The 22,219-nt window shown below is 46.1% G+C and carries 20 protein-coding genes and 1 other RNA gene; 10 read left to right on the forward strand and 11 right to left on the reverse strand.

The window, feature by feature from the left end:
• Positions 1 to 119: 119 nt before the first annotated feature.
• The 3 genes from aceE to lpdA all read left to right on the forward strand — a co-directional run bounded on the left by aceE (position 120) and on the right by lpdA (position 6,382).
• On the forward strand, positions 120 to 2,792 hold the full coding sequence (aceE, locus tag OPS25_RS01040; protein ID WP_265615789.1) for a pyruvate dehydrogenase (acetyl-transferring), homodimeric type: 2,673 nt from the start codon (positions 120 to 122) through the stop codon (positions 2,790 to 2,792).
• An 18-nt stretch (positions 2,793 to 2,810) separates the two neighbouring features.
• Complete coding sequence (aceF, locus tag OPS25_RS01045; RefSeq protein WP_265615790.1) at positions 2,811 to 4,811, forward strand: pyruvate dehydrogenase complex dihydrolipoyllysine-residue acetyltransferase; 2,001 nt, start codon at positions 2,811 to 2,813, stop codon at positions 4,809 to 4,811.
• 152 nt (positions 4,812 to 4,963) lie between these two features.
• Positions 4,964 to 6,382 (forward strand): dihydrolipoyl dehydrogenase, encoded by a 1,419-nt coding sequence (gene lpdA, locus OPS25_RS01050; RefSeq protein ID WP_265615791.1) that lies wholly within the window; start codon positions 4,964 to 4,966, stop codon positions 6,380 to 6,382.
• Between the two features lie 57 nt (positions 6,383 to 6,439).
• Here the strand turns inward: lpdA and arsB are convergent, their stop codons facing one another.
• The 5 genes from arsB to arfB are packed head-to-tail and all read right to left on the reverse strand — an operon-like array spanning position 6,440 to position 9,456.
• On the reverse strand, positions 6,440 to 7,468 hold the full coding sequence (arsB, locus tag OPS25_RS01055) for an ACR3 family arsenite efflux transporter (RefSeq protein ID WP_265615792.1): 1,029 nt from the start codon (positions 7,466 to 7,468) through the stop codon (positions 6,440 to 6,442).
• Between the two features lie 14 nt (positions 7,469 to 7,482).
• Positions 7,483 to 8,202 (reverse strand): arsenical resistance protein ArsH, encoded by a 720-nt coding sequence (arsH, locus tag OPS25_RS01060; protein WP_265615793.1) that lies wholly within the window; start codon positions 8,200 to 8,202, stop codon positions 7,483 to 7,485.
• Complete coding sequence (locus tag OPS25_RS01065) at positions 8,202 to 8,663, reverse strand: arsenate reductase ArsC (RefSeq protein ID WP_265615794.1); 462 nt, start codon at positions 8,661 to 8,663, stop codon at positions 8,202 to 8,204. The genes arsH and OPS25_RS01065 overlap by 1 nt, the downstream gene beginning before the upstream one ends.
• The gene (locus OPS25_RS01070) at positions 8,660 to 8,989 is read right to left on the reverse strand and encodes a metalloregulator ArsR/SmtB family transcription factor (RefSeq protein ID WP_265615795.1); all 330 of its coding nucleotides are present in this window, start codon (positions 8,987 to 8,989) and stop codon (positions 8,660 to 8,662) included. The genes OPS25_RS01065 and OPS25_RS01070 overlap by 4 nt, the downstream gene beginning before the upstream one ends.
• Before the next feature lie 59 nt (positions 8,990 to 9,048).
• A complete protein-coding gene (arfB, locus tag OPS25_RS01075) occupies positions 9,049 to 9,456 on the reverse strand; it encodes an alternative ribosome rescue aminoacyl-tRNA hydrolase ArfB (RefSeq protein WP_265615796.1) in 408 nt (135 codons plus the stop codon).
• Between the two features lie 431 nt (positions 9,457 to 9,887).
• Here arfB and OPS25_RS01080 point away from each other — a divergent pair, with 431 nt between their 5' ends.
• The 5 genes from OPS25_RS01080 (at position 9,888) to OPS25_RS01100 (ending at position 14,541) form a co-directional block, all read left to right on the forward strand.
• Positions 9,888 to 10,166: a DUF1289 domain-containing protein gene (locus OPS25_RS01080; RefSeq protein ID WP_265615797.1), complete on the forward strand. Its 279-nt coding sequence runs from the start codon at positions 9,888 to 9,890 to the stop codon at positions 10,164 to 10,166.
• Between the two features lie 111 nt (positions 10,167 to 10,277).
• Complete coding sequence (locus tag OPS25_RS01085) at positions 10,278 to 11,105, forward strand: HDOD domain-containing protein (RefSeq protein ID WP_265615798.1); 828 nt, start codon at positions 10,278 to 10,280, stop codon at positions 11,103 to 11,105.
• 49 nt (positions 11,106 to 11,154) lie between these two features.
• On the forward strand, positions 11,155 to 11,976 hold the full coding sequence (locus OPS25_RS01090) for a DUF481 domain-containing protein (protein WP_265615799.1): 822 nt from the start codon (positions 11,155 to 11,157) through the stop codon (positions 11,974 to 11,976).
• A 125-nt stretch (positions 11,977 to 12,101) separates the two neighbouring features.
• Positions 12,102 to 12,848 carry a DUF481 domain-containing protein gene (locus tag OPS25_RS01095; RefSeq protein WP_265615800.1) on the forward strand — a complete coding sequence of 249 codons (747 nt, stop codon included), beginning with the start codon at positions 12,102 to 12,104 and terminating at the stop codon, positions 12,846 to 12,848.
• A gap of 352 nt (positions 12,849 to 13,200) precedes the next feature.
• Positions 13,201 to 14,541 (forward strand): IS4 family transposase, encoded by a 1,341-nt coding sequence (locus OPS25_RS01100; RefSeq protein WP_265615801.1) that lies wholly within the window; start codon positions 13,201 to 13,203, stop codon positions 14,539 to 14,541.
• Between the two features lie 529 nt (positions 14,542 to 15,070).
• Here the strand turns inward: OPS25_RS01100 and serA are convergent.
• The 6 genes from serA to ssrS form a co-directional block, all read right to left on the reverse strand.
• Positions 15,071 to 16,300 (reverse strand): phosphoglycerate dehydrogenase, encoded by a 1,230-nt coding sequence (gene serA / locus OPS25_RS01105; protein ID WP_265615802.1) that lies wholly within the window; start codon positions 16,298 to 16,300, stop codon positions 15,071 to 15,073.
• A gap of 367 nt (positions 16,301 to 16,667) precedes the next feature.
• Positions 16,668 to 17,324: a ribose-5-phosphate isomerase RpiA gene (gene rpiA, locus OPS25_RS01110; RefSeq protein ID WP_265615803.1), complete on the reverse strand. Its 657-nt coding sequence runs from the start codon at positions 17,322 to 17,324 to the stop codon at positions 16,668 to 16,670.
• Between the two features lie 17 nt (positions 17,325 to 17,341).
• Positions 17,342 to 17,929 carry a 5-formyltetrahydrofolate cyclo-ligase gene (locus tag OPS25_RS01115; protein WP_265615804.1) on the reverse strand — a complete coding sequence of 196 codons (588 nt, stop codon included), beginning with the start codon at positions 17,927 to 17,929 and terminating at the stop codon, positions 17,342 to 17,344.
• A gap of 64 nt (positions 17,930 to 17,993) precedes the next feature.
• Positions 17,994 to 18,935, reverse strand: a complete 942-nt coding sequence (locus OPS25_RS01120) for a nucleoside hydrolase (RefSeq protein ID WP_265615805.1) — start codon at positions 18,933 to 18,935, stop codon at positions 17,994 to 17,996.
• Positions 18,936 to 18,985: 50 nt separating this feature from the next.
• Entirely contained in the window at positions 18,986 to 19,882 is an 897-nt protein-coding gene (locus OPS25_RS01125; protein WP_265615807.1) for a ribokinase, read from the reverse strand.
• A 21-nt stretch (positions 19,883 to 19,903) separates the two neighbouring features.
• Positions 19,904 to 20,085, reverse strand: a non-coding RNA gene (gene ssrS / locus OPS25_RS01130) — 6S RNA.
• A gap of 242 nt (positions 20,086 to 20,327) precedes the next feature.
• Here ssrS and OPS25_RS01135 point away from each other — a divergent pair.
• Positions 20,328 to 20,894, forward strand: a complete 567-nt coding sequence (locus tag OPS25_RS01135; protein WP_265615808.1) for a UPF0149 family protein — start codon at positions 20,328 to 20,330, stop codon at positions 20,892 to 20,894.
• 12 nt (positions 20,895 to 20,906) lie between these two features.
• Positions 20,907 to 22,217 carry a Xaa-Pro aminopeptidase gene (gene pepP / locus OPS25_RS01140; RefSeq protein WP_265615809.1) on the forward strand — a complete coding sequence of 437 codons (1,311 nt, stop codon included), beginning with the start codon at positions 20,907 to 20,909 and terminating at the stop codon, positions 22,215 to 22,217.
• Positions 22,218 to 22,219: the final 2 nt, after the last annotated feature.

A 22,219-nucleotide genomic window follows, 5' to 3' on the forward strand; every position in this document is an offset into this window, starting at 1 on the left:
GTTGAATAGTAAAAAGGGTGAGCTTTAAAAGCTTACTATAAGTAAAACTAAACATTAGTATCCGCCTTCATAAAATAGTCGAAGGCGGTTTTCTATATAAGCAAAAATAGGATGGCACCATGACTGAAATGATGCACCAAGATGTGGATCCTCAAGAAACACAAGAATGGCTGGAGTCGTTAGAGTCGGTTTTAGAAGAAGAAGGCGTTGAAAGAGCGCACTTTTTGTTGGAATCATTGATTGAAAAAGCACGTAGAAATGGTGCCCATTTACCCTATGATGCCACTACTGCATACATAAATACCATCCCACCGGGCCAAGAGCCGACCATGCCAGGTGATCAAACTATCGAAGCGAAAATTCGCAATGCGTTACGATGGAATGCGTTGATGATGGTTTTACGCGCATCGAAGAAAAACCTTGAGTTAGGTGGACACATATCCAGCTTTGCCTCTTCGGCAATGCTTTATGATGTGGGCTTTAATCACTTTTTCCGCGCCCCTAATGACAATGACGGCGGCGATTTCCTCTTCATTCAGGGACACGTTTCACCGGGTATCTACTCGCGTGCTTATATCGAAGGGCGTCTAAGCGAAGACCAATTGGATATGTTCCGTCAAGAAGCGGAAGGAGGTGGTTTATCTTCTTATCCGCACCCTAAATTGATGCCGGATTTCTGGCAATTCCCTACTGTATCGATGGGCTTGGGCCCTATGCAGGCGATTTACCTGGCGCGTTTTTTAAAATACTTAACCAATCGAGGTCTTAAAGACTGTTCGCAACAACGGGTATGGTGTTTCTTAGGCGACGGTGAATGTGATGAGCCAGAGAGCTTGGGAGCAATCGGCCTGGCATCGCGAGAAGGCCTGGATAACTTAACCTTTGTTATCAACTGTAATTTACAACGCCTGGATGGACCTGTGCGCGGTAACGGTAAAATCATTCAGGAACTGGAAGGTACATTTAGAGGTGCCGGCTGGGAAGTCATTAAAGTAATTTGGGGTCGCTATTGGGATCCTCTGCTTGCCCGTGATACTTCAGGCAAACTGCTAGACTTGATGAATGAGACAGTGGACGGTGAATACCAGAACTATAAAGCCAAAGGCGGTGCTTACACCCGTGAAAACTTCTTTGGCAAGTACCCCGAATTGAAAGAAATGGTGGCCAATATGTCAGATGAAGATATCTGGCGTTTAAATCGTGGCGGCCATGATCCAGTCAAGGTTTATGCGGCCTATGACCGGGCAGTAAATACTAAGGGCCGTCCTCAGGTTATTCTGGCCAAAACGGTTAAAGGGTACGGCATGGGCGCAGCTGGGGAAGGCAAGAATATAGCGCATCAGGTTAAGAAAATGGATATGAATGCGGTAAAAGCGTATCGCGACCGTTTCAATATTCCAGTGAAAGATGCTGAATTGGAAAACTTGCCCTATTATAAATTTGACGATGATAGCGAAGAGATGAAATATCTTCGTGCACGTCGCGACGCGCTGCACGGCTTTATGCCACGCCGATTAGATAAAAGTACCGAAGAGTTACCAGCTCCGCAGTTAAAAGCCTTCGAAGCGGTAACCAAAGGGTCTGGCGATCGGGAAATCTCGACTACAATGGCATTTGTTCGCGTATTAACTGCGATGCTTAAAGATAAGCAAATCGGTAAGCGTGTAGTGCCTATTATCCCTGATGAAGCCCGTACTTTTGGTATGGAAGGTTTATTCCGTCAGGTTGGAATCTATTCCTCGCAGGGTCAGAAGTATGAACCGCAGGATTCTGATCAAGTAGCCTATTATCGGGAAGATAAAAAAGGTCAGGTGTTACAGGAAGGCATTAACGAGCTGGGCGCGATGGCATCATGGTTGGCTGCGGGCACATCCTACAGTACAAACGATCTGCCGATGATCCCTGTCTATATTTATTATTCAATGTTTGGCTTCCAACGTGTAGGTGATTTAGCCTGGGCAGCGGGTGACAGCCAGGCACGAGGCTTCCTGGTAGGAGGGACCGCAGGGCGCACAACCTTAAATGGTGAAGGCTTACAGCATCAGGATGGACACAGCCATACTCAGGCTGCGCTTATCCCAAATTGTGTAAGTTATGATCCAACGTATGGCTATGAAATTGCCGTTATCGTGCAGGACGGTTTGCGTCGCATGATGGAAGAACAAGAAAATGTCTTCTACTACCTTACCGTAATGAACGAAAACTATGCGCAACCTGAAATGCCAAAAGGTATTGAAGAAGGTATCGTAAAAGGTATTTACCTGCTAGATACGGTGGGAGACAAGAAGCGCAAACGTAAGGTGAAACTATTGGGCTCAGGCACCATTTTACTGCAGGTGCGCGAGGCGGCAGATATTCTTGCTGAGCAATTCGACGTGGTATCACAAGTATACAGCGTGACCTCGTTCAACGAGCTGGCGCGCGATGGCTTTGACTGTGACCGCTATAATATGCTGCATGCCGATAAAGACAAGCGTACGCCCTATATCACTGACGTCCTGGCAGAAGGTATCGAAGGGCCAACGATTGCCGCTACCGATTACATCAAAAACTACGCGGATCAGGTGCGTGCGTTCGTGCCGGGTAGTTACCGTGTATTAGGAACAGATGGATTCGGTCGCTCAGATAGCCGCGCCAATTTGCGTAAGCACTTTGAGGTGGATGCCAATAATATCGCCTTTGCGGCGTTATACGAGCTATACAAGGCGGGCGATGTTGACAAAAAGACGCTGACTGGCGCCATGAAATCGCTCAATATCGACGCTGATAAAATTAACCCGCTTTACGCATAAATCAGGGAGAACATTAATATGGCGAATATTAAAGAAGTACGCGTTCCTGACTTAGGTGAAGAGGGCGTTGAAGTTATCGAACTGTGTGTTAATGCTGGTGATGATGTCGAGCAGGAAGGTGCTCTGGTTACTGTGGAAAGTGATAAAGCCAGTATGGACATCCCTGCCCCATTTGCAGGCAAACTAAAAGAACTGTGCGTCAAGGTAGGCGATAAAATCAGCGAAGGTGATCTGTTAGCTAAGATCGCAGTCTCTGAAGACGCTGACGAGGGTGCCAGCGACGCGGATAAAGCGGCTGAGCAACCTGAAAACGACACAACTGAACGGACTGAGCAAACGGAAGATAAACCTGCGCAAGAAAAAGCAGCAGCTAAATCGCCAAGTTCTGGTGGCACTGTTGAGGTGAAAGTACCTGACATTGGTGATGCATCCGATGTGGAGATCATTGAAATTCTGGTGGCTGAAGGCGATTCGGTCGCAGCAGAAGATGGTCTGATTACGCTTGAGACCGACAAAGCCACCATGGATGTACCAGCTCCTCAAGCAGGTAAAATTAAAGAGTTAAAAGTTAAAGTTGGCGACAAAGTCAGCGAAGGGTCATTAATTCTGATGCTGGAAAGCGAAGGTGACAGTGACGATGCTGCTGAGGGTGAGCAGTCTGCACCGTCCCAAGCTGAAGCCTCTGAAACAGATTCCTCTGACTCTTCTGCTTCTTCAGGTGCAGAGAAAGAAATTGAAGTAACGGTTCCAGACATTGGTGACGCCAGCGATGTGGATATCATTGAGGTGTTAGTGGCTGAAGGCGATACTATCAACGCTGAAGATGGTTTGATTACGTTAGAAACTGACAAAGCCACCATGGACGTGCCTGCTCCACAAGCTGGGACTGTAACTAAATTAATGGTTAAACAGGGTGACAAGGTTTCACAGGGATCAGCGATTTTGATGCTCAAGGTGGCCGGTGGTGACACAACCCCTACTACGGACAAGCCCCAACCCACGCCAGATAAGGCAGAACCGGCGCAGGATGCAGGACGTCCAAAACCGCCTCCTGTACCACACCACCCATCGGCAGGAGAAAAACCCAAGACAGGAAAGGTCCATGCGTCTCCCTCAGTGCGCCGTCTGGCGCGAGAATTCGGGGTTGACCTGACCCAGGTGTCTGGCAATGGACCGAAGAATCGTATCTTAAAAGAGGATGTGCAGTCGTATGTCAAATATGAATTGTCACGTCCGAAAGCGACCGCAGGAGCGGTCGCGCAGGGTGAGGGCGGCTTACAGGTTATCGCACCGCCAAAAGTGGACTTCTCCAAATTTGGTGAAGTGGAAGAAAAACCACTGACCCGAATACAGAAGATCTCGGGGCCCAACTTGCATCGCAACTGGGTGACGATTCCACATGTTACCCAATTTGAAGAGGCTGACATTACTGATTTAGAAGCGTTCAGGAAAGATCAGAATGCAGTGGCAGAAAAACGTAAACTTGGAATTAAGATTACGCCGCTGGTATTTATGATGAAGGCGGTAGCGGATGCGTTAAAAGCCTATCCGGTGTTTAATACTTCCCTTTCTGCAGATGGTGAATCTTTAATTCAGAAAAAGTATTACCATATAGGTATAGCGGTGGACACCCCCGGGGGACTGGTGGTGCCGGTAGTGCGCGATGTCGATCAGAAAGGTATTCACGAACTGTCTAAAGAGCTGATGGAAATCAGTATCAAAGCCCGTGATGGTAAACTTAAGGCTGCGGACATGCAGGGTAGTTGTTTTACCATATCCAGTCTGGGTGGTATCGGTGGAACCGCGTTCACACCTATTGTGAATGCCCCTGATGTGGCGATACTGGGTGTGTCGAAAAGTGATATGAAACCAAAATGGAACGGCAAAGAATTTGAACCGCGCCTGATGTTACCCTTATCACTTTCTTATGATCACAGAGTTATTGACGGTGCCGTTGCCGCACGTTTTGCCGTGCATTTGAAACAGGTACTGGAAGACTTGAGACAGATTTTACTGTAAATCTGATTGAACTAGAGTGGATAATGCAGTCATTATCCACTTTTTACACATTTTATGAGGCTTTTTGACTAGTTAGCTTTACGCCCTACAGCCGACTCGTTAAAATTCAGGCTTTATTCGTTTTATAAAAACAGGACAGATTTGAGGTCACAATGAGCGAAATCAAAACTCAGTTAGTCGTATTAGGAGCAGGACCCGGTGGTTACTCAGCCGCATTCCGTGCAGCCGATTTAGGTATCGAAACCGTCATTGTTGACGCTCGAGACACTTTAGGTGGCGTCTGCCTTAACGTAGGTTGTATTCCTTCCAAAGCGCTTTTACACGTGGCTAAAGTTATCAAAGAAGCCAGTCACCTGGGAGCTCATGGCGTTGCCTTTGGTGAACCGAAAATCGATCTGGATAAACTACGCAGCTATAAAGACAGTGTGGTCGGTCAATTGACCAAAGGCCTGTCTGGTATGTCAAAAATGCGTAAGGTGAAGCACGTACAAGGCTACGGTAAATTTACTGGCGCTAACTCCTTGGAAGTGGAAGGTAAAGACGGCAAAACCACCATCAACTTTGAACAAGCAATCATTGCAGCGGGTTCTGAGCCTGTATCATTGCCGTTCATTCCTGAAGATGATCGCGTAATTGATTCAACTGGTGCCCTTGAGCTTAAAGACATCCCAGAAAAAATGCTGGTGTTAGGCGGCGGTATCATCGGCCTGGAAATGGGCACGGTATACGAAGCCCTGGGTTCAAAGATTGACGTGGTCGAGTTCTTAGATCAGTTAATCCCTGCGGCAGATAAAGACATCATGAAAGTGTTCATGAAGTCTTACAAAGATAAATTTAATGTGATGGTAGAAACCAAAGTCACAAATGTCGAAGCCAAGAAAGACGGTTTGTACGTTACCTTCGAAGGTAAGCAGGCGCCAGCTGAAGCTGTACGTTACGATAAGGTGTTGGTTGCTGTTGGCCGTCGTCCGAATGGCAAATTAATTGACGCAGATAAAGCTGGTGTAAACGTGGATGAGCGTGGATTCATCAACGTTAATAAGCAAATGAAAACCAACGTTGAGCACATCTATGCAATTGGTGATGTAGTAGGCCAGCCGATGCTAGCGCATAAAGCCGTCCACGAAGGTCATGTTGCGGCAGAAGTAATTTCTGGTAAGAAACACTACTTTGACCCACGTTGCATACCTTCAGTTGCCTATACTGAGCCAGAAGTAGCTTGGGTAGGTTTAACCGAGAAAGAAGCGAAAGAGCAGGGCGTTAGTTACGAAACAGCTACGTTCCCGTGGGCCGCTTCAGGTCGTGCAATTGCGTCTGATGCCACTAACGGTATGACCAAAATGATTTTTGATAAAGAATCAGGTCGTGTAATTGGCGGTGCTATGGTGGGAACCAACGCCGGCGAAATGTTAGGTGAAATTGGTTTAGCTATTGAAATGGGTGCAGATGCAGAAGATGTCGCATTGACTATTCACGCTCACCCAACGCTTAACGAATCTATTGGGTTGGCTGCAGAAATCTTCGAAGGCAGCATTACTGATATGCCAAATCCAAAAGCGAAGAAGAAATAGTTTCTCTATAGAAATAAAAAAACGCCCGCTTGATGCGGGCGTTTTAGTATCAGCACATTATGCAGGTTCTGGCGCAAACCAATGCCTGGTGCGATTGGCAAACCATACCAGTGATAACATTACAGGTACTTCCACTAACACGCCCACAACCGTTGCTAAGGCGGCACCGGAATGCAATCCGAACAAGGATACCGCCATGGCCACGGCCAGTTCAAAAAAGTTAGAGGTACCGATCATGCAAGCAGGTGAGGCCACCCGATGAGGTAAGCGCATTTTGAGCGCAATAAAATAAGCCAATGCAAAAATGCCGTAGGTTTGTATAAGTAGTGGAACTGCGATCAATCCAATAACCAGCGGCTTGTCGAGCAAGGTGTCAGCTTGCAATCCGAATAGTAAAAAAACCGTTAGCAACAACCCAATAATTGAAAAAGGTTTTAATTGTGAAACGAAATGATCTAAACGAGAAGCATCATTGTCTTTCCGTAAGATTTTGCGGGTAAACATGCCCAGGATTAAAGGTAAAAGAACATAAATTACCACAGATAATAGCAATGTTTCCCAAGGTACCTCAATATCACTTACGCCTAACAAAAATGCAGCAATTGGCGCAAAAGCAAATACCATGATGACATCGTTAACCGATACCTGTACAAGCGTGTAATTGGCATCACCTTTGGTCAGATGGCTCCATACGAAGACCATAGCAGTACAGGGGGCGACCCCTAGTAAAATCATTCCGGCAATATATTCACTGGCAGATTGCGGATCTACCCATGGCGCGAATATACCTTCAAAGAATAACCAACCCAACAAGGCCATAGTGAAAGGCTTAATCAGCCAGTTAATGACCAACGTTAATATCAAGCCTTTGGGGGCTTTGCCCACATCCTTAAGCGACGCCAAATCAATCTGGATCATCATTGGATAGATCATCAACCAGATCAGCACTGCGATAACGATATTGACATGCGCATATTCAAGCTTTGCTACCAAAGCAAACCAATCCGGTACTATTGTGCCAGCGAGTACACCGAATAATATACTTATCCCCACCCACACAGAGAGGTAACGTTCGAACAATCCCATCTTTTTATCCTTTATTATTGTGACGACTGATTAACGCGCTGCATTAATTGCTCAGCCGTTTCGACGCGCTCCGAATAACGATCGACAAGATAGTCACTATTATCGCGCGTTAGCAGGGTAAATTTTATCAGCTCTTCCATCACATCAACTATGCGGTTGTAATAGCTCGAAGGCTTCATACGATCTTCATCGTCAAATTCTAGAAACGCTTTGGCTACTGACGATTGATTTGGAATGGTGATCATACGCATCCAACGGCCTAGCACGCGTAACTGATTCACTACGTTAAACGACTGTGAACCCCCTTCAACTTGCATCACAGCCAGGGTTTTCCCCTGAGTAGGGCGCACTGCGCCCAGTGATAGCGGGATCCAGTCAATTTGCGATTTCATAATGCCTGTCATTGATCCATGGCGTTCTGGCGAACACCATACCTGACCTTCAGACCACACGACCAGCTCCCTGAGTTCCTGAACTTTTGGGTGGGTATCTTCTTCACCATCTGGCAAGGGCAATCCTTTTGGATCGAAAATGCGCACCTCGGCCCCCATGCGAATGAGCAAACGGGCACACTCTTCAACCACTAATTTGCTAAACGAGCGTTTCCTGAGTGAACCGTAAAGCAACAAGATTTTAGGTTTGTGAGTAGATACGTTTCGGTTAAATTGATTTACATCAGGAATCGCAAACTCGTCTTCATTTAAATTGGGTGTAGATAAATCCGTCACACTCATTACTTCGCTCCTAGATTTTTGAACGCTTGCTGCCATTGTTCTTTTGGCAGTTCGGCAATCTGATTAATGTATTTAGCCCGTGTACTGATCAGCTTTATCGTTTCTAAAAATGCCTGTTCAGCTGTTTTCGAATCGGCAATTTTGGAAGGGTCTTCTAACCCCCAATGAAGCTTTATGGCGTTGCCAAACCATACGGGGCAGCTTTCGTTGGCTGCGCTATCACATACCGTAATCACCACATCCGGGGCAAATGTTTCTAACTCATGCCAAGATTTACTGAATAGACCATCAGTGTTGAAACCTGTTTGCTGAAGGTATTTAAGCGAGAGCGGGTGGACTTCGCCTACGGGCTGGCTGCCTGCACTTTTTGCTAACACGTTCTCATCGGTGAGCTGGTTTGTTATTGCTTCTGACAGGATGCTGCGGCACCTATTGTGCGTGCAAATAAAAAGAATTTTCATAATGTTTCCTCACAACAGGACGAAAGATGTTTAATATTTTCAGCAATATAATCAGGGCTGTTGTCATGGGTTAACTTCAATACCTCGCCCGCCCACGGAGGTAATCGCTCATGAAGACGGTAATACACCCATTTTCCGCGGCGTTCATCCTGCACTAATTCACACCGTCTTAACTCGGCAAGATGACGCGAAATTTTAGGCTGGCTTAATTGAAGTGCGGACTGAAAATCACAAACACAAAGCTCATTCTGCCGCATAATCAGTAACAGTATTTTCAGGCGGGTATCGTCCGCCAGACATTTATAAAACGAAAGGGGTGTTCCCATATAGCCTCCTTTGGTATATGGGATATCATATATATGAAATTTCGTATGTCAATGGGGGATTAAAACTCGGGCTTCTGTCTGCGTTGCTTTTTTTGACTGGTCGCTTGTTTACTTTGCTGCCGACGGGCTTTAACCGCCTTTGAAACGCGCGTAGGGCGACGTTTTTTTTGCACCTTGGTCGATTGTGTTATCCACTCATTTAACCTAAGAATTGCATCAGCACGGTTCTGTTCCTGCGTTCTATATTGCTGTGCTTTTAACACAAAAACGCCTTCAGCAGTAATGCGTGAATCGTTGGTTTGCAATAAACGTGCTTTTATTTCATCAGGTAATATAGATTCATTTATATCGAAGCGAAGATGTATCGCGCTGCTGACTTTATTGACGTTCTGACCACCTGAGCCTTGTGCGCGAATAGCGCTAAGTTCGACGTCATTCTCTGTAAGGTTAGCGTGGTATCCAGACATAACGTGATGACATTCCTTTTGTTTAATTCTGCTTCTGAGATTAGATCTTCACACGCAAAGGGTTAACCATGTCATTCGCAGGACCAGGTGTGAAGTGGGACGCTGTTTTTCCAAAGGGGTAGTGTACAAGAAACCTGATCGAAAGTTGAATAAGCCTGTTAAAAAGGCAGCGGCTCGCACCGGTAATCGGATAACCGTGGAAATGCCGCAACATTTGGCCACAGACTATTGGGTAACCAAGCGAGGGATGAATAAGGTGAATAGAGTGCTAACAGTATTTGCTCGAGATTAGACAGTATTAGCACTGGCCAATTAACTCTTATTCTGTTGATCCCCTCCTTCCCAAAATTAAAAAACTCCACCTGGTTTCCACAATTGAATATACACTGGTAGACTATTTTTATTCTATTGTACGTCCAGAAATTGAATTTATGGTAACCAGAGGAGAGCCGTCTCCTTCACAGCTAGAATTTTTTGATGTTCCCAGCCCGTGCATCGGTGTATGCCAATCGGGGCCGCGAGGCTATTGCCTTGGATGTTTCAGAAGTCGGGAAGAACGTCTCTATTGGCTAAAAATTGACGATGCGACTAAACGCAAAATCATTACGGCCTGCCAGCGAAGAAAACTTGCGGCGCAACGGAATGCTCAGCAGGAAGGTGGGCGTTCCAAGCCGCCTCCAACGCAGGCTGACTTGTTCGAAGATAGGTAAATACGCTCAGTACGCAGTTATAATTCAGCATACTGTAATGAAACGTAAAAAGGGCTGTCATTTATTCCATGGCTGATATAATTCCAGGATTATTTTGAAGTGGTGTTGAATATGTCTTTAACTAAGTATGTGACGTATGCGTCGCAATCCTTCACCTTGCCCGACATCTGCTTACGTATTCGCGATATACTTGATGATCACCGCTCTGATGCAGACGACATCGCTAAACTAATTAGTGTTGATCCTTCGTTAACTGCCAAAATTCTACGCTTGGCTAACAGCGCATTATTTCGTTTTCCTTCGCAAATTGGTTCAATTTCTAAAGCCGTGAATGTGATAGGCGGTGAAGCATTATATAATTTGGTGGTGGCTGAAACAGCCAACACCGCGTTTGCTCAGTTCGACTCACCGTTAATTAATCCCGAGCAGCATTGGCGCGATTCGGTGTATTGCGGAATGGTGGCAAAATTTCTGGCAAAAAACTGTCGTATACGTGGTATAGAACGCTTTTTCGTGATGGGAATTTTACAGAACTTGAGTGAGTTGGTTATTGCGAAATGTTCTCCTGAAAAGTATGAAAATTATCTCAAAGATGATGCCGACTTGTTACCTTGGGAGAAACAGTTAAATCACTTTAAGTTCACCTTCGCGCAATGTAGTGGCACTATAATGGAAAGCTGGAAATTACCGCTTTCACTTTATTTTCCAGTTATGCATTTACACGATCATAAACAAAAAGCGATTGATGCAGAAATCGCAGTACTTGCGGTAGCGGTAAGAACCTTGTTCAATAAGCAACAGCAAGAAGAGTCGAATAAAATTGAACTTATTACGCCAGAATTAGACAAGATAATAAAGATTGACAAGGACACTATAAATGATGCAATTCATTATTCTCGTAGAGAAACGGATATGATTGCCTCACTTGTACGACAATAATCATCACGGAATGATTTTTTTGCGCTAAACATTAAAATAGAACATTACTATGCAAGATTCGTTTGCCATCCGGCTGGTGGCGTTTACGATGTTGTCTTTTTGTCTGCTTCCCAGTGCGCAAGCAGCAAAAGATCGTAATCTGATTAGAACACTTTATCATCCAGATATGATCCCCGATGTGGATGAAGAAGCCCCTCATTTTACCATGGATGGGGAAGTAGGTATTTTGTTCGCCACGGGTAATTCTGACTCAACCACTATCAAAGGTGGAATTGTATCCGAACATGAAACCCGCTGGTGGAGTAATCGATATTTTGGTGAATTACTCTATAAAGAGAGCGAAGTAGAAAGAAAAGGCGAAAAACAGCGTGAAGTGACAGCAGAACGCGTGTTTGGCTATGCGCAACTCGATTATAAACTAAATCATAGAGACCGCCGTCTGTTTATCTACGGCGACTATGAAAACGACGATTTTAATGGGTTTCACTATCGGTCTTCCATCGCCTCAGGATGGTCTCACCAATTATGGCAGCATGAGGTCAGTGCGTTTAGGTACAGCATTGGGCCGGGATATTCTTTGGTTTCAGTTGAAGAGGACACTGAAACGTCAATTAACAGTGGTCTTATAGCGAGAGCTTCGGTGGAGTACCGCTACTTCTGGACAACGGGCGCCAAGTTCAGGCAGTTTGCCAGTATTGAAGCAGGTGGACACAATATCCGCTCCCGTTCTGAATCCGCTGTCACCGCGAAGATTTTTGATTCATTAGCCTTAAAGTTTGCTGTTACCCTCACGCATGAAACCAATACACCTGAAGATGTAGCAGAATTAAATACTGAGTCATCCATCTCCCTTATTTATCGATTTTTTTAGGGAGTTTGTACCATTTCGCGAAAATTAGCCGTGAATTTCGGTAATTAGATGAACTTTTTCAGATTTATTTAGATATAAACGCAGTAACGACAAGATTAAAAAGAGTTAATAGTAGGAACACACCGATGAAAAGAAGTTTAGTGGCTGCGGCAATATTGGGGACGTTATCAGCGAATATTGCTATCGCGCAAGAAGAGAAAAAGCCTTTTACAATGGAAGGCGGCGTGGGCGCAATCCATACCACTGGTAATACGGAAACTACCTCTTTAAGTGCATCCTTGGTTGCTCACCAAGAGTTGCCCAGATGGAGTAACGATTATAATGTCGAAGGCTTGTATAAGAAGGAAACTGTAGCAAACGACGAAGGTGTCGACGAAGAACGTACGTCAGCCGAAAAGCTGTTTGCCTCGTCACAAGCCAACTATAAGTTATCCAACCCGGATTATCGTGTGTTTGGGTTCGCTTCATACGAACAAGACAAGTTGAGCAACTATGAGTATCAATCTACCTTAGCTGTTGGTTGGAACCACCAATTGTGGGAAACCGACAAAATGTCATTCGAATACTCAGTAGGTCCGGGTTATGCTTGGGCAGAAACCCAGGAAGGGGTGGAGCAGAATGGACCAATTTTACGTGCTTCTGCCGCCTACCAATGGCTGATTTCAGAAACGGCCAAATTTACTCAGACAGTTAGTACCGAGATTGGGGAAGAAAATACTAAGTCGCGTGCCGAAACGGCGGTTACAGCAACAATAAGTGGAAATCTTTCCCTCAAAGTGGCGTTAAAGTTAGACCATAACAGTGATGTCGATCCAGACATCGAAAATCTTGATACTGAAACCTCAGTCACCCTGGTTTACAGCTTCTTTTAAGCTATCGACATTTAGTAGGGCCTCGTGAGGGGGGCCTTCTGCTTCCGTTTATCCCAGCGAAAAGCACGTTGACTGGCTACATAATAGCCGTCTTATTATCCTCTCATTCCCCGTATGTACGCTAAAGATCCTCCGCCTGCGCGGAGGATGACGAGTGGGGGCGGGGATCGGCCAGACTTCCCGATACGTCGTTCCCGCGAAGGCGGGAAACTTTTGCTCCCAATGCGTCATTCCCGCGAAGGCGTAATGCTGATCGTTTAAGAATTTAGCTCTTTTATTTAATAGTCTTTTAGGCTCTTGACATCTCAGCTAATGAGATCAAACTACCGCTTTCCAGCTGAGTAGTCACCCCATGCTAATTCAAGAGCTCACATCTATTTTCGAAGAAGACAAAGTCAGAGAAAATATTGACGTCTTTAACGCGCCTTTGCCTACAGAATTTATCGAGCAGGCAATATCACTAACAAGTTCAGTGTCAGTAAGGAGAAGAAAACTCCCTCCCGAGCAGGTACTGCGTCTGGTTGTAGGCATGTCGTTAATGCGTCATGAGTCAATCCAAGAAGTGGCAACGCGTTTAGCCTTCAGTTCGAAAGGGCTCACACCAGATTTACTCGCTGCGAGAAGTTCTTTAAGTAATGCGCGGCAAAGGCTTGGGTCAGAGCCGGTGAAATGGCTATTCGAGCGAAGTGCAGAGCATTGGGCTAATCAAACACACGTTGATGATAATTGGCTTGGCTTACAGCCTATGGCTATCGATGGCACAACATTGCGAACGGAAGATACACCTGAATGCCGTGAGCACTTTGGCTCAGCAGCGACGAGTGGTGAGTTTGAATCTGGTTATCCGGTGATGCAATTAACCTGTTTAATGAATGTAAGAAGCCATATCATCCTACGCGCAGAGGCTGGTAAATATAGGGATTCCGAGTTATATCAGACTACGAAAATGTTGGAAAGTGTGCCTGATAACAGTGTGCTTTTAATGGACAAACTTTATCACTCAGCGAAGCTTTTACCTGAGCTCGAGACTAATGGACAAAACCGTTTCTGGGTGACGCCTGTTAGAAAAGATATTAAGTACACCGTTACTCATACCTTCACTTCGAATGACCAGTTAGTTGAACGCGACTTGAGTAGTGCAAGACGAAAAGATAAGTCTCTTCCACGGCATTGGAGTATGCGCTTAATCAGCTTTGAAACGTCGAAAAAGAAAGTAGTGAAGCTAGCCACAAACTTACCGCATGATGCGTATTCTGCAGAAGATATTATTGCGCTTTACAAAGAGCGCTGGGAAATAGAATTAGGGTATCGGGAAGTAAAAACATCAATGTTGAACAATGCCTTAACGTTGCGAAGCAAAAAAGTAGATTTAGTGTATCAGGAGCTCTATGTGCTACTACTCGCTTACAATTTAATCAGGCACGAAATTGCGTTAACAGCAAATGAAGTGGGTATCAGGCCGACCCGAATAAGCTTTAAATCCGCCATGCGTATAGTATTGTACGATTACTATGGCATGGCTATGACAAATAGTCTGCACACTTTACCAGCAAGGATGAAAGACTTAACCGAAGCAATAAAAGACTTCATTCTCCCTAAGCCGGAACGACCTGCTTACCCTCGGGTTTTAAAGTTAAATAACGCAAAACGTTATCCACTCAAAAAGCCTGAAAAATTACGAAAAAAACCTTAAACGAACAGCATTACGCGAAGGCGGAAATCTCTCACGTGAATGTTGTGAACTAACAAGCAGTTATCTAATTTCACGTTAGCACGCTAGAGTTCCTCCGCCTGCGCGGAGGATGACGAGTGGGGGCGGGGAACGGTCAGACTTCCCGATACGTCGTTCCGGCGAAGGCGGGAAATTATCAAACCTCACGCTAGGTCATTCCCGCGAAGGCGGAAATCTTTCACGTGAATGTTGTGAACTAACAAGCAGTTATCTAATTTCCCGTTAGCACGCTAGAGTTCCTCCGCCTGCGCGGAGGATGACGAGTGGGGGCGGGGAGCGGTCAGACTTCCCGATACGTCGTTCCCGCGAAGGCGGGAACCTCTTGCTCCCCAGTGTGTCATTCCCGCGAAGGCGGAAATCTTTCACGTGAATGTTGTGAACTAACAAGCAGTTATCTAATTTCCCGTTAGAGCGCTAGAGTTCCTCCGCCTGCGCGGAGGATGACGAATGGGGTGGGGAGCTGCCATGACGTTTCCCCTTAAACCAAAGCCTAGTGCAAAATGCGCGTTTTAATGGTGCCATCAATTTGCTGTAACTCAGTTAATGCGTCATAGCCTTTATCTGATTCAACATCCACCACCACGTACCCTATCTCTGCGCTCGTTTGTAAGTACTGCGCCTGGATATTTATGCTTTTTTGCGCAAACGTCTGGTTGATCTGCGTTAGTACACCGGGCCGGTTTTCGTGAATGTGTAAAATGCGACAACTACCGGGATGATCGGGTAAGGAAACTTCAGGAAAATTGACCGCAGACAGGGTTGAACCGTTATCGCTGTACTTGGCTAGCTTACCCGCCACTTCGACACCAATATTCTCCTGTGCTTCCTGGGTGCTGCCGCCCACGTGTGGTGTCAAAATCACATTATCAAATGCACGCAAAGGTGACTCAAACTCTTCAGAATTGGATTTCGGTTCAATAGGGAACACATCTAATGCTGCGCCGCTTAGATGGCCGTCTTGTAGTGCGCAGACCAGCGCATCAATATCAATGACCGTCCCACGAGAGGCGTTGATTAATATACTATTTTTACGCATCTTACGAAGTTGTGTGTCACTAATCATATTTTTGGTTTGCAGTGTTTCTGGAACATGCAATGTGACAACGTCAGACGTTTCAAGCAGTTTGTCCAACGATTTGACTTGAGTCGAATTACCTAAAACTAATTTGTCTTCAATATCGAAAAACTGCACGCGCATACCAAGGTGTTCGGCCAAAATACTCAATTGCGTACCAATGTGACCGTAGCCAATAATACCCAATGTTTTCCCTCTGGCTTCAAATGCGCCGTCGGCGGTTTTATCCCATTCACCGCGGTGGGCTTTTGCATTTTTCTGGGGGATTTTACGAAGCAATAAAATGATTTGGCCCAGCACTAATTCCGCCACCGAACGAGTGTTAGAAAAGGGGGCATTAAAGACAGGAATGCCTTTGGATCGCGCAGAAATCAGGTCCACCTGGTTAGTGCCAATACAAAAACAGCCAATAGCCACAAGCTTAGTTGCCGCTTCGACCACAGCCTCGGTTATCTGGGTGCGGGAGCGCAGGCCAATAAAGTGCACATCTTTGACTTTCTCAATCAGTTCAGCTTCAGGCAGCGACGTTTTAAGGTATTCAATGTTGCTGTAGCCGTTATTTTTGAACGTTTCCACAGCACTATGGTGAACACCTTCTAACAACAAAATCTTGATCTTCTCTTTTGGTAACGAAACTTTACTCATGGTCGCTTCTCGAACGTTAAAAAGACATCTGGACGTCTGGAAAGGCAAAGTTAACAAAATCTATGCTAGAGTGAAAGCGAAATCATATCTCTGATATGGAATTAGTTGCACCTGGCTAAGATAGGCGTTCTTTGTTTATTGCGATAGCTAAAATTTCCGTGACGACTACGGATTCTCTCCCGGCGTAGTGAAGTGAGAAAACGCACACGATTTTACGTCGTTACACCTCTAAATAGGTCGATAGAGAAGCACAGCATGGTTGCTTATTCTCTGCTTATGGGCAGGGGGTATCGCTGTCCCACGCTTTCTTTATCCGCAATGTTTCTCTATCAATCGCAAATTACTCCCCCTGCGAGCAGAGCGATATTTATTCGATAGTTTCGACACCCTTGTCAGTAGCAGAGAGCACTACATCGGCACCTCGCATGGCAAAGATTCCGTTGGTTACCACGCCGGCGATATTATTGATTTTTTGTTCCAGCTCGCGAGGGTCAAGAATTTCCAGGTTGTGTACGTCAAGGATCACATTTCCGTTATCGGTAATAACGCCTTCACGGTACGCCGGATCGCCGCCTAATTTAACCATTTCTCTTGCCACATAAGATCGCGCCATGGGAATGACCTCGACGGGCAGCGGGAATTTCCCTAGCACCCCCACACGTTTGGAATCGTCAACAATACACACAAATTTTTTGGCCACGGCGGCCACAATTTTCTCTTGTGTAAGCGCCGCTCCGCCGCCTTTTATCATATGCTTGTGCTCAGTGACTTCATCGGCTCCGTCAATATACACCGATAGCTGATCAACCGAATTAAGGTCAAATACTTCGATGCCGAGTTTCTTCATGCGCTCAGTGGAAGCAGTTGAACTTGATACCGCACCTTCAATTTTGTGTTTTATTTCAGCCAGTGCATCAATGAAATAATTTACAGTCGAGCCCGTACCGACTCCGACAATAGAATCTTGTTCGACATATTTAAGCGCAGCGTGCGCAACCGCTTTTTTCTTTTCGTTCTGATCCATGTTTATCCCAGCGAAAGTTATGTTTGAATAATTAGGGTTGGAGTAATAATAGCATCCAATGGCACATCCCAGGGTTGTATCGGTAAAGAATCTGCTTGTTGGCAGTCATGGGCTATACCAATCAAGCGCGGTCGATTTTTCTGTTCTGCAACTTTGGATAATGTGCGGTCGTAAAATCCGCCGCCCATACCGAGTCTGTTTCCTTTTTTGTCGAAGCCCACTAACGGCATGAAAACCACATCGTGCTCACTCAGCAGGCGAATTGCCTGACAATCCAGAGCCGGTTCAGCGATACCAAAGCGGTTTGTCTGCATTTTAGTGTGAGCTGTATAATCCAACATTAATAAATGCTTCTTCGTGACGGGATGCAAGACGGGAAGGGAAGTTGCCATGCCATGTTGCCAGCAATGCTTGATAAGCAAAGATAAATCAGGTTCGCCATCGTTTGCCAGGTATAACGCCACGCGCTTCACCGCAGGAGGGAGAAATTGTTTAGTTTGATCTAGTATGGCCTGGGAGGCCTTCTGCTGCTGTTGCCGACTCAGTAAATTTCTGGCGTTGCGAAACGAACGTCGCAGGGTGTTCCGGCTTTCCAATGTATTCATAATTATGTTTTATCCATATCTGAATAAGCCACTCACGAAGCGAGTGGCTAAGGAAAGCACATCATTATCTAGCGTAAGTATCGATAAACAGTTGCTCAAGTTTACTGTGATCGACTCCAGTTGCGACTTTGATTTTATTTGCTTCAGTCCATAATGGGCTTGCCGTGGTGCCTTCAGGCGCAACGATTGTCTGGCCGCGGTTGAGTGCGTCGGTTGCAACGCGCACGTGGCCTTCAGTCAATTCAAACAGCGCGGGCTGGATGAGGTGAGCTAACGGGAATGCATCGTGAAAGAAACACACACGGTCATCACGGTTTGCCGAATAAAAATCCGTGTAAAATTTGGCAGCGTTGAAAACAAACCCACCCAATTTCTCGTTCTTCCCCTTCAACGTTTCCATGAAAGAGGGTTTAAAGGGCACGGCGTTAGTGACATCCAGACCGAACATGGTGAGATCCCAGTCCGCTGCAAAAACAATTTCGGCCGCGTGCGCGTCGTTCCAGATATTAGCTTCGGCAACAGGGGTAACATTCCCGCGCACAAATGCAGCGCCGCCCATGATACTGACACCCTTAACCAGTTTGGGTAATTCCGGCTCAAGTCGCAATGCCAGCGCAAGATTGCCAAGGGGACCAATTGCCACCAGTGTGATCTCACCGGGGTATTGGCGAGCCATGTCTACAATAAACTGTGCCGAACTACGTGGATCTAACTCACGGTTTGAAGCGGGGAAATTGATATTACCAAAGCCATCATCACCATGAACAAAGTGGGCATAGGTTGACTCAGGCCCCACCCACGGCATGCCCACACCTTTGGTCACAGGAATTTCCTGCCCGGCCAGCTCACATAGGGTAAGCGCATTGCGTGCGGCCATATCAACCGGCACATTGCCAAAAACTGTTGTCAGGCCGAGTACTTCGATGTCGGGCGATTGGAATGCAAAAAAGATAGCCATTGCATCATCAATGCCCGGGTCAGTATCCAAAATAATTTTATGACTCATAAATCCACTTTACTCTATTTATCAAAACTGGAACTTACCAAAGGTTTAGCTTATCGGCTGTGTTTGGCAAGAAAACGGTCGACTTCTTTCTCTTCTGGAATCGACTGCGCTGCGCCTTCTCGGGTGACCGCAATAGCAGAAGCGGCACATCCGCGGATTAGGGCTTGTCTGGCATCAGCGTGGGATGCAAAGGCCGACAAGAAGTATCCAATAAAACAGTCTCCCGCTGCCGTAGTATCGATCGCCTCCACAGAAAACGCCTTTACCTCAGTACGTTCGCCTTTTTGCAACATCACCACCCCGACTTTTCCAAGAGTCACTATGACCCGGGCATGGCCCCATTTTTCGGTAAAGTGGTTAAGAATGGCATCTATTTCACTTTCACCTGTAATCGCCGCTGCTTCGGTTTCATTCACAATTAGCAGGTCGATGCAGTTATACGGCAAAGCCTTTACTGACTCACTCATTGGCGCGGGGTTAAATGCCACTTTAAGACCTTTCTTTTTCGCTTGCTGCATGGCTTCTTTGATACAGCTGGTCTCGTTTTGCATTAGTACCCAGTCTGACGACTTGGCGTCATCTAAGGCGTGCTCAACCATCTTTTCAGTAATGGTTTGGTTCGCGCCACCAAATAACACAATGGCATTTTCTCCGCTTGGGGTGACCTGAATAATTGCATGCCCCGAAGGGGTGTCAGAGCACTTCACAAAACGGCAATCAACACCTTTTCGAATTAGTGTCTGTTTAAATGAGGCGTCATTTTCGTGGATGCACCCAACGTGTCTGACATCCGCGCCCGCCATTGCCAATGCAATGGATTGGTTGGCTCCTTTGCCACCCAGAAGGGTTTGGTAGTGATTCGACGCTAATGTTTCACCGGGGGTAACGAAGTGATCGACCTGATAAACGTGATCAATGTTAATTGATCCGAAATTAATTATTGCCATTTCTGTGTCCAACGAAAGAGGGCGCTTCCCAGAATGCCGCTGTTCATTTTCGCCCGTGAACCGAAAGGATCACGGCGGAAGTTTATTCGTTACCGCAGGCTTCTCGATGCGTGTCGAGCTTGCACAATAGTAACGAGGTCAACTTCCTTATATAAAAGCATCGGCCAGGGACATGAATGAACTGGCAAACATCCCAGGAAGCATTGTTATTATAAAAAAGCAGTACAGAGTATAACAAACGCAAGCGCGCGTGAAGTAGATCATCTGTTATTAGGTTCTCAACTGCGTATTTTTACACCAAGGATAGCGGGTAACCCCGTTTTAATTTAGATGCAGAGGTGAGCTCTGGCTATGACAAATTAGTATTATTGTTCTGGGGTTGCTAAATCTGGGTTTTATACCCATGTTTTGATAGCATAGGGGAAAAAATAATTGGACAAATCGTGTGAATAATCAGCTCAACTACGATGGGGTGACAAACTTGTTATCTCAACATGGCGTGATAGTCGATGGTGCCGAAGTACATGGTATTCTTAGTGGAATGTTATGTGGGGGCATGTCGTTGACCGATCGCAAATGGATGCATGTACTGAGTGATACCATTAATCAGGGCGAGTCGTTTAATCAGGAAACCCAGCAATGCCTGAACGATTTATTCAATCTGACCTGCGAACAACTGCTCGAATCCGAGTATGCGCTGCAATTATTGCTTCCCGATGATAAAGCGCCAATCAATGACCGCGGGGCAGCTATTATTAACTGGGTTCAAGGATTTATGCTTGGCTTTGGGTTATATCAGCAGGATTTGGTGCCCTGTTCTGAAGAAGTGCGGGAAGCGCTGGAAGATTTTGCCAATATTGCCCAAATGGAAGAGCCCATGTCAGCAGATGAAGAGTCGGAAAGGGCGCTGTTTGAGGTCATGGAGTACGTGAAAATATCCGCCCTGTTATGCTATAGCGAGCTGGGCAAAACTCTACTTGATGATCACCCTGAAAAACCGTCATTACATTAAGCAGGTCAATACGTGATTACCCAACAGGAATTTACTTCTCGTCAGGACAGGTTGCTTGCACAGTGTCCTGAAAACAGCGTGTGTATTATTCCATCCGCCAACCTGGTCACCCGCAGCCGGGACACCGAGTACAAGTTTCGTCAGAACAGCTATTTTTGGTATCTAACCGGATTTTCAGAGCCCAATAGCGTGTTGTTATTGTCTAATCATTCCCGGTATCCTTCCAGCTACCGTGCCATGGTCTGTCAAGCTAAAGACAAACATGAAGAAGTGTGGCACGGTCGGCGATTAGGCGCACAACAGGCCCTTATTCAGTTTAACCTGGATGAGGCCTATGAATCGGATCAACTGGCGACTGTGCTCGACGAATGGTTAGATGGCCATGACCATGTTTTCTTCGCCCTAGGCGAAGAAGACTGGGCAGAACAACAGTTAATGGCGAGTTTGGGGCGCTTGCGCAGCAATCCGCGTAAATATGCCGTGCCCACACATTTAAGTGATCCGCGTCCGTTTCTGGATGAAATGCGTTTATTTAAATCTGCCGCAGAAATCGCGACCATGAAAGCCGCGGCGAAAATGACCAGCGAAGCCCATTGCCGGGCGATGAAATTCGCTCATGCCGGGTGTTATGAATACCAACTGGCAGCAGAAATTCATCATCAGATAGCGATGGCTGGGGCGCATTATCCTGCCTATGGCACCATTGTGGGTAGCGGTGAAAACGCCTGTATCTTGCACTACACTGAGAACGCTGATCCGGTTGATGACGGCACTTTAGTATTGATAGATGCAGGAGCGGAATATCAAGGCTACGCCGCAGATATTACCCGTACCTTCCCGGTGAACGGGAAGTTTACCGACGCCCAGGCCCAAGTATATGAAATTGTATTGCGGGCACAGGAAGCGGCAATTGCAATGCTGAAACCAGGTGTGACACTTGCCCAGGCGAATGATGTAAGCAGCCGAATATTGGTTGAAGGGTTAATTGAATTACAGATATTAAACGGCACGGTGGCAGACAATCTGGAGAACCAGGCTTATCGCGCATTTTACATGCATGGGCTGGGACATTACTTAGGACTGGATGTACATGATGTGGGCGCATACAAACTCGAAGGTGAAGATAGACCCTTAAAACCGGGCATGGTGTTAACCATCGAACCTGGGCTGTATTTACCTGCCCATACAAGCGTTCCAGAAATCTATCGCGGCATTGGTGTGCGTATTGAAGATAATATTGTAATTACTGCAGAGGGCGCGGAAGTCATTACCGCTGACGTACCCAAAACCATCGCAGCTATTGAAGACCTGATGAGAAAGTAGCG

The sequence above is a fragment of the Alteromonas aquimaris genome, from assembly GCF_026183695.1.
In the GTDB taxonomy this organism is placed as follows: Bacteria; Pseudomonadota; Gammaproteobacteria; order Enterobacterales; family Alteromonadaceae; genus Alteromonas; species Alteromonas aquimaris.